This window comes from Pseudoalteromonas agarivorans, from assembly GCF_024518735.1.
GTDB lineage: Bacteria > Pseudomonadota > Gammaproteobacteria > Enterobacterales > Alteromonadaceae > Pseudoalteromonas > Pseudoalteromonas atlantica.
In genome coordinates, this window is the sequence record NZ_JANIGJ010000006.1 from 160535 (window position 1) to 173775 (window position 13241).

A 13241-nucleotide genomic window follows, 5' to 3' on the forward strand; every position below is an offset into this window, starting at 1 on the left:
AATATAAATACGGGTACTTAACTGCATATTTAAAACAAAAAAGCCTGCGATTAAGCAGGCCTTTGAGTATTTAAACGAGCAAATTTTATAACACTATTATGCTTGTTACTAAGTACGCTATAAACGTCAGTGCGCCGCCAAATAACGCATACGGTAGCTGCGTTTTAACGTGGGTGAGTAAGTCACACCCTGAGGCGAGTGCCGATACAGCGCTGGTGTCGGATATAGGGGAGCAGTGATCGCCAAATATACCGCCGCCTAAAATAGCGCCTACCACCAGTGAAGGTGGCAAACCGAGCGCTTGAATAAGCGGTACGCCAATAGGAATTAGTATGGCAAATGTGCCCCACGAAGTACCTGTAGTAAACGACATAACCGCGCCGGTTAAAAACAGCACTGGTACAATTAAGTAAATAGGTAGGTAATCGCCCACTAGCGATGCAACAAATACGCCCGTGCCTAGCTCTTTTAAGCTTGCGCCCAGTGTAAGTGAAAGCAATACAATGCTCACCAGCGGTAATAACTCGCCCATGCCTTTAAAGCCGGTATCGACTAATTGATGGTGAGTAAATTGGCGCGAGCTAATCATTAAAACATATGCAACTACAATGGCTAATACCGTTGCGTATAAAACCGATTTAGAGCCGCTGCCTTCTGCAAGTACGCCGTTGCCGGTGTAAAACATAAAGCCTACCATGCTCACAATTAGGGTAAGTAATGGCACGAGCATGTAACGCGCTTTAGAGCCTTTTACTTCTTCTTTTAGGTCGGTTTTTTGCAGCTCTAGCTTTTGCTCGGCTTCTTTCATTGGGCCATGTACTTTATCAAACGCGATAGTGTAAAACACAATGACTAGCGTGATAATGGCGTAAAAGTTGTACCCTACGCTGCCCCATAAAATAGAAACTGCCGATTCGCTTAGCTCGTAATTGCCAAGTAAACCCAGTACAAATGCGCCCCAACCGTTAAGTAATATTAAAATACACACCGGTGCACTGGTACTATCAATAATATAAGCAAGGCGCGCTCGGCTCATTTTAAACTTGTCGAACAAGCCGCGCGATACAATACCTGAGGTTAATACGCTGAGGTTTGACTCTATAAATACCGCGATGCCGGTAAACATGGTTAAAAAGCCAACTTGGCGCTTACTTTTTGCAATGCCTTTATTCATAAGCATATTAACGGTGGCTGCTACGCCGCCTGATTCGCGTATGTAGGCAAGCAAGGCACCAATCATAATACTGAATATTAAAATGCGAGTGTTACCCGGCGAGCTGGCTACCGATATTATGCGCTCAATGGTATTTAAAAATGTAGCAAATAAGGTATTACCCTCGCCTTGTATAGCGAGTAAAAATTCTGATGAAGCCACGGCCACCAAAAGTGCCATTATTACTTCTTTTCGCCAAAATACGATAGCGATAGCAATGAGCGGCGGTAATATAGAATACCAAGACATAAATTAACCTTTATTAATAGCGAAGTGCGTTCGCTTTATTCACGTTGAAACGCTTATTTTACAGGCCGTTTTAAAAATGTGGCCTGAATTTGTAAACCGCTTAGCTTAATGGATTGGCTTAGTTAAGTCACCTGCAAATAAATCACTTAAGGCACTGCACTTAGGCCGTTTTAGCCTAAACGATAATTTATTGATTTAGTAGTGCTTCGTAAATAAGCGATACCACCGAGCCATATTGCGCGGTCTCGTATTGTTTGCCCAAAAACTGGTAATGTTTTTGGCTTCCTTTTATTTTTGTGTGCCGCGCATTGGTCAATAAAATAATGGCTAAGTCGTAGGTTGGATCAATAACCGTTACTGTGCCCGTCCAGCCAGTGTGCCCATACGCTTGTGCGCTTGCGTAAGGGCCAAAATGCCAACGCCTGGCTTGGTTGTTACCTGCAAGTCTAAAGCCTAGGCCATAGGTTTCGTTGTTTAATTGTGGCGTTACAAACTGCGCTAAGGTTGATGCGCTAAATAATTGGGTATTGCCAAAGCCACCTTGGTTTAATAGTACTTGGCAAAGCACAGCTAAATCGGGTGCATTACTAAATAAACCGGCATGCCCTGCTACGCCATTAAACGAATAAAATGCTCGCTCGTCGTGCACTTCGCCTTGCAAAACATTGGTACGAATATTATCAAAGGTAATACGGCCATCACGAGTGTTGCCGCTAAGCTCGGTTGCTGCAAATTCAGCGCGTTTAAAGCCCTTTTTAAGTGGGTTAAATACCGTATTGGTCAGTTTAAGTGGGGCGTAAATGTGTTGCTCTAGGTAGTCATCAAGTGGTTGCCCGGTTATACGCTCAACTAGTACGCCTAAAATCATGTAATCAATATCGGAGTAAACAGCTTGTGCGGGGTATTTATTGCTCAGCGGTACTTGCGTAAGTAACAGCTGCTTTGTGGTTTGGCTATTTTGCGAAAAATACGCATCGCCATTTTTAGTTTCTTTACGATGAAAATCAAACACAGGCGGGTAACCCGCTGTATGCGTGAGTAAATCTTTAACTGTGCGCAGCTCGCGGCCATCACCTTTGTATTCGGGTAAGTAACTTTGTACGGAGTTATTTATATTTAAAAGCCCTTCACTTACAAGTTTCATAAGGGCAAAATTAGTGGCAAATATTTTGGTGTTAGAGGCTAAATCAAACAGAGTATGTGTTTGCATTGGCTCTGGGCGTAGTAGCATTAAATCACTTTGTTGGTACTGTTTGGCATCGCCATAGGCGCTAAGCTTTATGAGTTCGCCACTTTTAATAACGGCTAATACTGCCCCAGGAAAACCAGCTTGTATGTCTTTTTCAATAAGGGCATCGACCTGGCTAAAGTCTATATTACTTTGCGCAGCGGTATTTAAGGTCGGAAACTCAAAGCGCAAGGTAAGGCTTGCGCCTTTAGGTTTAATATTTTCAACCTTAAACGTATTTACCCCATTGTGGGTGCGCCTTGCTAGCGAATACTCATATAAAGTATTGGCGGCTAATTGGTTGGTAATATTAAGCTTTTGGTTATTTATAAAAATATCGGCGCTTATCGCGTTATTATTTTGAATTAATAACTGCCCTCGCCCTTTATACGCTTTGAATGTGCCACGGTTATTTACGTACTCACGGCTACTAGGGTTAGCCTCAGGAAAAGTGACAATAACTTGGGCGTTTGGAAGCGTTACTAATTTGCTTTGCTTAAGCTCACTTGCTGTAAACTCATTTGGCTTATTTGCCGTACTACACGCTACAAGATTAACACTAACAAGCGCCAGTAAAGCCGTTTTAAAACAGCTGCTTAATTTTTTGTTTATTACTAAAGCCATTTGCACCCCTTACTTGTACAGCAAATACGGCGCTCGTTGCTTTTTAAATGCTGCAAGCCCTTGCTGCCAACTTTGTTTTATTTGCCGCTCTGATTGCCCTGCTTCAATAGCTAACCGTAGTTTGTTGGTACCAGCCAATTTATCCATAAAATCAGCGCGTTCAAAAAAGGTAATATTGTTTTTAGATAATTTATTATAAGCCGTAATTAAATAACTTAAATCAAGCCCGCGCGTGTTTGTTGTGCGTAAATCGAGCCCTTTTACAGGAGTATTTTTAAATTTAGGGTTTGCTGCCGCCCCTTTAATAGAGCGCGGTGTAAAACTAAAATCCCCAAGCGCAACGGGCGAGTAGCCAATTACTTGAAACGCAAAGTCGGTGCCTCTGCCAATACTTACAGGGGTTGACTCAAAAAAGCAAAGCGACGGATAAAGCGCGATTGATTGATCGTTCGGTAAATTAGGGCTGGGTTTTACAGGTAAACTGTAGGATGTTGAGCGCGTATAATGATCAACTGGGATCACCGTAAGCTTTAAATCACCCGCTTTATTGATCCAGCTTTCGCCTTTGATCATTTTAGCAAGCTCGCCTACTGTCATGCCGTGCAGCACGGGTATTGGGTGCATGCCTACAAACGATTTAAATTGGCGCTCAAGTATTGGCCCATCAACGTAGGCAATATTGGGGTTTGGCCTATCAAGCACAATAAACTCAATACCTTGCTCGGCTGCGGCTTCCATCATGTAATGCATAGAGCTTATGTAGGTATAAAAGCGCACGCCCACATCTTGTATATCAAAAATAATAACATCTACATTGCTCAGAGCTTCGGCGCTTGGTTTTTTGTTTTTGCCATAAATAGAAATAAGCGGGATACCGGTTTTACTATCAACCGCATTTTTAACATGGGCTCCAGCGTCGTGATCGCCTCTAAAGCCATGCTCAGGTGCAAAAATTTTGGTTATGGTTATATTTTTAGTGAGTAAGGCATCTACTAAATGAGTATTTTCAACAAGCGATGTTTGATTTACCACAAGCCCAACACGCTTATTTTGTAGCTGCGGCAAATAATGTTTGTATTGAGCAGCGCCAACAATTGGCGTTATTTGAGCTGTGTGAGCGTGCGCGCCCACATTAAAAATAGTGATAATAAATAGTAAAACAAAGGTGATGAATACAGCTTTAAACATACAGCAAGTTCCTTTTAAACAAGGTGTTTAAAATACCACAGCTTAAGTTAAAGAGCAGTGAATGGTTTTGAGCTGTACATAAGTAACTAGAAGCTGCGCTTCTAACGTGATCACGCTCTACGTCCACGACAATTAAACTCAGGGTTTAAAGTTTTCCCGTAGGCGCTAAGCTTGCTAGCGCGACGAGCATAGCTCGTAAATGGGTTAAATACTAATGTTGGTTTTGAGCTTCTCATTTATTCCTCTTTCACTTCTCTTTGTAATGTTTCTTAAAACAAATTATTCACAAAGAGGTTAAGAGGCGCTGCGCTTTTAGAGAAGTGACTGAATAGAAGATTTGGCACTATGTAAAATTGGATTTTACTAATACCTGATAGCTGAAAGCTTTCTCAAAATTCAGACACAAAAAAACCGACTTAATGTCGGCATATGTATGAAAGTGGTGGGCGCAGGACGTATCTTCTAAGAGTGAACCTCCGACCGCTTGGCTTTTTAAGCCAACACTTTACTTATTTATACTCTAAGCAGAGTCTATGAAAGTGGTGGGCGCAGGAGGATTCGAACCTCCGACCGCCTGGTTCGTAGCCAGGTACTCTATCCAGCTGAGCTATGCGCCCACTTTCATTTTTTCTTATTTATACTCTAAGTGGAGTTTCTGAAACAATAAATATAAGTACACATCGTAAAATATGCGCTTAACTTATATGTTATTTCAGACACAAAAAAACCGACTTTTGTCGGCTTATTTATGAAAGTGGTGGGCGCAGGAGGATTCGAACCTCCGACCGCCTGGTTCGTAGCCAGGTACTCTATCCAGCTGAGCTATGCGCCCACTTTCATTAGTTACTTGTTTATACTCTAAGCAGAGTGTGTAAAAGTGATGAGCGTAGGACGTAACTTCTAAGAGTGAACCTCCGACCGCTTGGCTTTAGCCAACACTTTCTACTTGTTTATACTCTAAGCAGAGTGTTGTAAAAGTGGTGGGCGCAGGAGGATTCGAACCTCCGACCGCCTGGTTCGTAGCCAGGTACTCTATCCAGCTGAGCTATGCGCCCACTTTTACTGTTTGCTTATTTATACTCTAAGCAGAGTGTGTAAAAAGTGCTGGAAGCAGGACGTATCTTGTAAGAATGAACCTCCGACCGATTTGGTTTTAAACCAAACACTTTAACTTATTTATACTCTAAGCAGAGTGTGTAAAGAGTGGTGGGCGCAGGAGGATTCGAACCTCCGACCGCCTGGTTCGTAGCCAGGTACTCTATCCAGCTGAGCTATGCGCCCAATCTTTACTTTACAAGACTGCCATTAAAAGAAATGGTGGAGAAGGAGGGATTCGAACCCTCGATAGAGCTACAAACTCTATACTCCCTTAGCAGGGGAGCTCCTTCGGCCACTCGGACACCTCTCCGTCTTGTGGGGCGTATAATAAAGATTTCAGAAAATATGTCAAACACTTTTATGCCAAAAATGACTATCTGGTTACAGAACGCACATAAGTCAGCTTTAATTGTATAATTGGTTTGAAAAGTAAACGATTTAAATATTTTTGTCTTGTGGATTAACGCCCATTAAAGGCACTAAATCATCTTTGAGCTGCGCTAAATATTGCTCTTGGTAACCTAATTGCTGAAATTCAGCAATACAGGCTCGGTAATAAGCTTGTCGCTTTTGCTCTGTGGTGTCAGTTTCTGGCGATTCTTCAACTCGGTTGTCTTTCATATTATATTCTAAGTCCATTTGAGAATTCATATTTAGAGTGCTATTTTAACCCAGCTCAAAATTTTGGCGTATTTTAGCTAAGTTTTTTACATAAATACAACATAATGTTTAAAAAACAGTCATAAAATTACGTTATAGCACTGTTATTAAGGTTATTTAAAACAAGGCTACATTAAATAACCCAATCTGAATTAACTATTAATAAGTACTAATAACTAGCTTTAAAATTTAGTTTAGTACTAATTAATTAAAAAGCGAACAATCTTATCCTCTCTTTCGTCTGTTTTTATAAAGCAATTTACTCTCCAACTTTTTCTGCATTGGCGCTTATTTTTATACTCACACAAAAACGCCGCTAAAATTTAGCGGCGTTTATCGCATTTATTTTGTTAAAGCTTAGTCAGCTTGTGGGCGCATATGCGGGAACAAAATAACATCTTTAATGGTTGGTGAATCAGTAAATAACATTACTAAGCGGTCAATACCAATACCTTCACCGGCAGTAGGCGGTAAGCCGTACTCTAGTGCGCGTATGTAGTCTTCATCGTAATGCATTGCTTCATCATCACCGGCGTCTTTTTCTTCAACTTGGCGAGTAAAGCGCTCTGCTTGATCTTGTGCATCGTTAAGCTCCGAGAAGCCATTTGCAAGCTCACGTCCGCCAACAAAAAACTCAAAGCGGTCGGTAACAAATGGGTTTTCGTCGTTACGGCGCGCAAGTGGCGATACTTCCCACGGGTAGCCTGTAATAAATGTAGGTTGGATAAGCATGTGCTCAGCCGTCTCTTCAAATATTTCACATAAAAACTTACCAGGGCCCCATACACAATTTTCAGGAATTTTAACGTGCACTTGTTTAGCGTACGCTTTTAGTTCTTCAAAGTGGTTTTCTGGGTCATTAAATACCGCAGCATCAAACTCAGGGTTATATTTTAAGATAGCATCAGCCATGCTTAGGCGCTCAAACGGTTGGCCAAAGTCGTACTCTACTGAGTCGATAACTTCGCCGTTTTCATCTTTAGTGGTATTAACAACAATTGGGCTACCTAAAACGTTTATTGCAACTGTACGTAGCATGTCTTCGGTAGTGTTCATCAGGTCGATGTAATCAGCGTATGCTTGGTAAAATTCAATCATAGTGAATTCTGGGTTGTGACGCGTTGATAACCCTTCGTTACGGAAGTTACGGTTAATTTCAAATACGCGGTCAAAACCACCTACTACTAAACGCTTAAGGTAAAGCTCAGGCGCTATACGTAAGTACATGTCTATATCAAGTGCGTTATGGTGAGTCACAAATGGACGCGCAGACGCACCGCCAGGAATAACCTGTAGCATTGGTGTTTCTACTTCCATAAAGTCGCGCTCTGCTAAAAAGCGACGAATACCTTCAACTACTTGTGAGCGAATGCGGAATGTTTCGCGCGTTGCTTCGTTAGTAATTAAATCAACATAACGTTGGCGGTACTTGGTTTCTTGATCTGATAAACCATGAAACTTCTCTGGTAATGGGCGTAGTGACTTAGTAAGTAGTTCGTACTCGGTCATTTCTACGTATAAATCGCCTTTACCTGATTTATTAAGCGCACCTTTAACACCAATAATATCGCCAATATCTAGTTGACCATATTTTGCTTTTAAGTCTTTTTGTACATCTTTAGATGCGTAAGCTTGTACACGGCCTTTCATGTCTTGAATGGCCATAAAAGGACCACGCTTAGCTAAAATACGGCCAGCAATTGATACAACGTGCTTAAGCTCTACTAATTCTTCTTTACTTTTATCACCAAACTCAGCCTGTAAATCAGCCGTGTAATGTTCACGACGGAACTGATTAGGATGACCGTTGGCTGGGCAATTTTCGCGAATAGCGTCTAATTTGCCGCGACGCTCAGCGATTAACTTATTTTCGTCTTGGATTTGATCAGTCATTTTTTAGCTCTTTTTTAGCTTGGTGGTTATAGGCCAGATTTTAGGCTGGCTTCAATAAATTTGTCTAGGTTGCCGTCAAGTACCGATTGCGTATTACGGTTTTCAACGCCAGTTCGTAAATCTTTAATACGTGCATCGTCAAGTACGTAAGAACGAATTTGGCTTCCCCAGCCAATATCCGACTTTGCGTCTTCTTGCGATTGCTTTTCAGCATTTTGCTGCTGAAGTTCAAGCTCAAATAATTTTGCTTTTAACTGCTTCATTGCTTGGGCTTTATTTTTGTGTTGTGAGCGCTCGTTTTGACACTGAACAACCGTGTTAGTAGGTACGTGAGTAATACGTACTGCCGATTCGGTGGTATTAACGTGCTGACCACCCGCGCCCGATGCACGGTAAACGTCTATACGTAAGTCAGCCGGATTAATATCAATTTCAATATTGTCATCTACTTCTGGGTAAACAAACGCAGAGGCAAACGAGGTATGACGACGACCACTTGAATCAAATGGGCTTTTACGTACTAAGCGGTGTACACCTGTTTCTGTGCGCAGCCAACCATATGCGTATTCGCCTACAAAGCGCACTGTTGCACCTTTAATACCGGCTACATCGCCATCGGTTGCTTCTACTAGCTCAACTTTAAAGCCTTTCGCTTCGCCCCAGCGTAAATACATGCGTAATAACATGTTACACCAGTCTTGTGCTTCAGTACCGCCAGACCCAGACTGTAAATCAAGGTAAGCATCGTTTGCATCGTGAGAGCCCGAAAACATACGGCGAAACTCTAAACCCTCAAGCTGTTTATTTAAGCCTTCAAGTTCAGTTTGCGCTTCAACAAACGTGTCTTCGTCTTCTGCTTCTACTGCAAGCTCTAATAAACCTTCTACGTCGTCAGCACCTGCTACTAAGTTGTCGATTGTTTCAACAACCGCTTCTAAGGCTGATTTTTCACGGCCAAGTGCTTGTGCGCGCTCAGGTTCATTCCATACGGCTGAATCTTCAAGTTCGGCGTTTACTTCTTCTAGGCGCTCTTGTTTATGAGCGTAGTCAAAGGTACCCCCGAAGCAGTTCAGTACGTTCGCGAATTTCCTTGATTTGATTAATCACAGGATTCACTTCAAACATGTACATTACTCCAAAATGGCTAGATTATTGCGCGCTAAAATTAGCACTAAACGCAATAAATTATCGTCAAATGATAAAAACGCCCGATTTTAACAAAAAACCGCGCGCTTTATTAGCCTTTTATGCATGCATTGTGCATATTTTTTAATGCACTTTTTCAAGCTCGCGAACAATTAATTGCAGGCTAAACTTGCCTCTAAATTCGTTTATGTCGAGCTGATAAGCCACTTTGACATAACGGGCCTCGGTGTCGGGCCATGCTTTTACATCTATTCCAAATGCAATGGCGTCAACTAAGCGCCCAGATTGATGTTTAAGCACCAGTTTTAAGTGTTTTTCGCCCACTATACGCTGCTGAATAACCTCAAAGGTGTGCTCAAATACCGGCTCAGGAAATTGCTGCCCCCATGGGCCTGATTGCTTCAATAGCTGAGCAAAGTCCATTGTAAAGCACTCGTTTGGCAGCTCGCCATCGGTAAATACAATGCAGCGTTTACTTTCTTCGCTTAACTGCGCGCTTACAGCTGCATCAAACGCGTTTTTAAAGTCATTAAAGTTTTGCTCATCAATACTTAGCCCTGCCGCCATGGCATGGCCGCCAAATTTATTAATTAAGTGCGGGTCGGCGGTATTTAGCCCTTCGAGTAAATCGCGCATGTGTAGCCCTTCGATAGAGCGGCACGAGCCTTTTATTTCACCGTTTTCGCCGCCGGCAAAAATAACGGTTGGGCGGTGGTATTTTTCTTTTAAGCGACCCGCCAAAATACCAATAACACCTTGGTGCCAATCTTCTTGGTATAAACAAATGGCATCGGGAATGTTGTCGTCACTAAACGCGAGCCTATCAAGCACTGCTTGAGCCTCGGCTTGCATGCCCTGCTCTATTTCGCGCCGTGCATGGTTTAAGCTATCTAACTCGCTGGCAATGCGCCTTGCTTGGTTTATATCGGTACTTAATAAGCACGCTATGCCCAAACTCATGTCATCTAGTCGCCCTGCTGCGTTTAAACGCGGGGCCAACGAAAAACCAAAGTCACTGGCGCTTAAACGCGCTGCATTACGATTAGCCACTTCAATAAGCGCAGTAATACCTGGGCGTGTTTTACCGCTGCGAATACGCGCCAGCCCTTGGTGTACTAAAGTGCGGTTATTTGCATCAAGCGCAACTACATCGGCCACGGTGCCTAGGGCAACTATATCAAGCAAGTCGGCTAAATTTGGCATAGCATGGCGTTCAAAATAACCTTGCTCTCGTAACGTGCTTCTAAGGGCTATAAGCAAGTAAAAGGCTACGCCGACACCCGCAATTGATTTTGAAGGAAAACGGCAATCATGGCGGTTTGGGTTAACAATTGCATCGGCATTAGGGAGCTGCTCCCCTTGCAAGTGGTGATCAGTAACCAGTACTTTAATGCCCACTTTTTTCAGTATGTCTATGCCTGCAATACACGAAATACCGTTATCTACCGTAATGACCAGCTCTGGTTTTATATCAACAATTTGCTCCGCAAGCGCTGGGCTTAAACCATAGCCTAAGCTAAACCTGTCCGGTACAAGGTAGTCTAAGTTATTAAAACCAAACATTGCCAAGCCTTGCATTAAGGTGGCTGTACTGGTTGCGCCATCGGCATCGAAGTCACCAACAATTAAAATGCGGCTTTGCGCATTCAGCGCATCAATTAATAGCTCGGTGGCTTTGTCGATGTCTTTAAACAGTTTAAAGTCGATTAGCGTGGCTGCGCTATTATTTAGCTCGTGTGCATTTTGCACGTTACGCGTGGCATAAATTTGCTTAATAACAGGGTGCAGATCGCTTGGCAGGTAAGAATCGTCTACATTTTCGCGCGCAATGATCAGTTTTTTCATGCTGTTTTTAACTTATGGTGTTCATAATAAAAAGACAAAAAAAGGCCATAAAGGCCTTTTTAAACCAATTCACTTAATTAAGTGATCTATTTTGAGGCTGAAAAAACGTGTTGATAGCTAGGCAATAAATTCGCTATTTAGTTGTTCTCGGCTATTGCTCCTGCATTGCTCTACCTTCTGCATCTATGCAGCCGTAAATAAGCATTTTTTAACGCCTCTAGCAACATGTTTAGCCCCGCAAAATGATTAAGTATTATCGCGGATTGGTATTAAACAGGTACTCAGATTTTTAATTAACCTGCTTTGTTCGCCTCAAGCGCTGCACTTAATGCCGCGGCTGGCTGGTAGCCAGGGATCATTGTACCGTCTTCTAAAATAATGGCTGGCGTGCCGCTAATACCAAAGCTTTGGCCTAACTGGTAATGCTCAGCTACTGGTGCGCTACAACCGGCAACTACTTTAGTGTCTTCGCCTGATTTAGCTTCTGTTAGTGCTTCTTGTTGGTCGCGTGCACACCATACGTTCATTAAATCGGCGTAGCCCGAACCTTGCAGTCCACCACGCGGAAATGCTAAATAACGAACGGTAATGCCTGCATCAAGCAAGTCGTCTAGTTCGCGGTGTAATTTACGACAATAGCCACAGCTAATATCGGTAAATACCGTAATTTGGTGTTTTTCGTTAGGCGCTTTATAAACAATCATTGAATCTTGGTATTCTTTAATACCTTCAACACGGACACCATTTAACGCTTGCTCGGTTAAGTTGCTGCGGTTGTTTAAATCAATGAGCGTGCCTTGCATTAAAAACTGGCCGTCTGGGCTGGCGTAAAGTACACCTTTATTTGTAATAAGCTCTTTTAAACCGGCAACAGGGCTTGGGTTTATTTGCTTAACTGTTACACCTAACGTGGCAAATTTAGTAACAATAGGATCATTAGCATCTGGCGTTGTGGCTACGCCATTTGCAAATGCACTAATACTTGTGCACAACATTGCACCTGCTAACATTAATTTTTTCATAATTTTCTCTATCTAATAATACGTACTAAATTGACCGCTAAGATGATATTAAATTTCATATTACGCGCGCGGATGATGCTCTGAGTGTACCGATTTTAATCGCTCATTGGCAACATGGGTATAAATTTGTGTAGTCGATAAGTCGCTGTGCCCTAACATCATCTGCACCACTCTTAAGTCGGCACCATGATTAAGTAAATGTGTTGCAAAGGCATGACGCAATGTATGCGGCGATAAATCTGACTCAATAGACGCCAAAATAGCATAGTGTTTAATACGATGCCAAAAGGTTTGTCGGGTCATACCTACACCGCGTTTAGAAGGAAACACAAAATCGGTGGCGTGTTTTATCATTTGCGCACGCCCCCCTTTTAAAAACTGCTCAAGCCAGTACATGGCTTCTTCGCCTAAGGGTACTAAGCGCTCTTTGTTGCCTTTACCTTTTACAAACACAACCGACTGGCGCAAGTTAATTTGCTCCATACGCAGCCCTACAAGCTCGGTTACACGCAAGCCCGTAGCATAAAGTAGCTCTAGCATGGCTTTATCGCGCAGCCCCATTGGCTCTTCAATATTGGGCGCACTTAATAAGGCCTCTACTTCGGCTTCTGAGAGCGTTTTAGGTAACGATTGACCCGCTTTTGGTTGCGCAATGTTTTCAAGCGGTGAGCTTGTGATACGTTTTTCACGTACAAAATACTGATAAAACCGCTTTAACGCACTTATGCTGCGTGCCGTGCTACGTGGTTTTAACCCTAAATCTACGCGATACGCTAAGTAGCTTTCTATATCTAAGCTGGTTACCGTCATTAAGCTTTCGCCTTTTAAAAACTGACAAAACTTATCTAGGTCACTGCGATACGCGCTAAGGGTGTTTTCGCTTACACCTTGCTCTAAGTACAAGCTATCTAAAAAGGTTTCTAAAAAGTCGCTGTTGCTGTTTAGCTCGGTATTTGGTTCAGGTAAATCGTCAGGTAGCGTTGTCACGTTGTGATCTCATGTTGGTAATACCCACGGTAGAAGGTATCAATTAAAAATACCTTACGGTAAACTGCGCCCTATCATAACAGGCAAT

Annotated in this window: 9 protein-coding genes and 5 tRNA genes; all 14 read right to left on the reverse strand. The window is 42.5% G+C overall.

Annotation, left to right across the window (positions count from 1 at the left end; all coding sequences use genetic code 11):
• Positions 1–85 precede the first annotated feature (85 nt).
• The 14 genes from NQT65_RS12325 to xerD all read right to left on the reverse strand — a co-directional run bounded on the left by NQT65_RS12325 (position 86) and on the right by xerD (position 13153).
• Positions 86–1462: a Na+/H+ antiporter NhaC family protein gene (locus NQT65_RS12325; RefSeq protein ID WP_029773935.1), complete on the reverse strand. Its 1377-nt coding sequence runs from the start codon at positions 1460–1462 to the stop codon at positions 86–88.
• A 187-nt stretch (positions 1463–1649) separates the two neighbouring features.
• Complete coding sequence (gene pbp4b / locus NQT65_RS12330; protein ID WP_256851288.1) at positions 1650–3314, reverse strand: penicillin binding protein PBP4B; 1665 nt, start codon at positions 3312–3314, stop codon at positions 1650–1652.
• A 9-nt stretch (positions 3315–3323) separates the two neighbouring features.
• Entirely contained in the window at positions 3324–4502 is a 1179-nt protein-coding gene (locus NQT65_RS12335; protein WP_256851289.1) for an exo-beta-N-acetylmuramidase NamZ family protein, read from the reverse strand.
• A gap of 540 nt (positions 4503–5042) precedes the next feature.
• Positions 5043–5119: transfer RNA gene (locus tag NQT65_RS12340), tRNA-Arg, on the reverse strand.
• 138 nt (positions 5120–5257) lie between these two features.
• Positions 5258–5334 (reverse strand) — tRNA-Arg (locus NQT65_RS12345).
• A 146-nt stretch (positions 5335–5480) separates the two neighbouring features.
• Positions 5481–5557: transfer RNA gene (locus NQT65_RS12350), tRNA-Arg, on the reverse strand.
• A 149-nt stretch (positions 5558–5706) separates the two neighbouring features.
• Positions 5707–5783 (reverse strand) — tRNA-Arg (locus NQT65_RS12355).
• Between the two features lie 34 nt (positions 5784–5817).
• Positions 5818–5910: transfer RNA gene (locus NQT65_RS12360), tRNA-Ser, on the reverse strand.
• Between the two features lie 128 nt (positions 5911–6038).
• Positions 6039–6221, reverse strand: a complete 183-nt coding sequence (locus NQT65_RS12365; protein WP_024031585.1) for a hypothetical protein — start codon at positions 6219–6221, stop codon at positions 6039–6041.
• Between the two features lie 396 nt (positions 6222–6617).
• Positions 6618–8153, reverse strand: coding sequence for a lysine--tRNA ligase (gene lysS, locus NQT65_RS12370; RefSeq protein ID WP_256851290.1), 1536 nt, complete (start codon positions 8151–8153; stop codon positions 6618–6620).
• 26 nt (positions 8154–8179) lie between these two features.
• Positions 8180–9278, reverse strand: a protein-coding gene (gene prfB, locus NQT65_RS12375) for a peptide chain release factor 2 (protein WP_096041210.1) whose coding sequence is annotated in 2 segments (ribosomal slippage) — positions 8180–9202 and positions 9204–9278 — 1098 coding nt in all. Because the reading frame shifts where the segments join, the coding sequence is not laid out codon by codon here.
• Between the two features lie 144 nt (positions 9279–9422).
• Positions 9423–11144: a single-stranded-DNA-specific exonuclease RecJ gene (gene recJ, locus NQT65_RS12380; protein ID WP_054983767.1), complete on the reverse strand. Its 1722-nt coding sequence runs from the start codon at positions 11142–11144 to the stop codon at positions 9423–9425.
• Positions 11145–11437: 293 nt separating this feature from the next.
• On the reverse strand, positions 11438–12166 hold the full coding sequence (dsbC, locus tag NQT65_RS12385; RefSeq protein WP_004588004.1) for a bifunctional protein-disulfide isomerase/oxidoreductase DsbC: 729 nt from the start codon (positions 12164–12166) through the stop codon (positions 11438–11440).
• Positions 12167–12226: 60 nt separating this feature from the next.
• The gene (xerD, locus tag NQT65_RS12390) at positions 12227–13153 is read right to left on the reverse strand and encodes a site-specific tyrosine recombinase XerD (protein WP_126005971.1); all 927 of its coding nucleotides are present in this window, start codon (positions 13151–13153) and stop codon (positions 12227–12229) included.
• Positions 13154–13241: the final 88 nt, after the last annotated feature.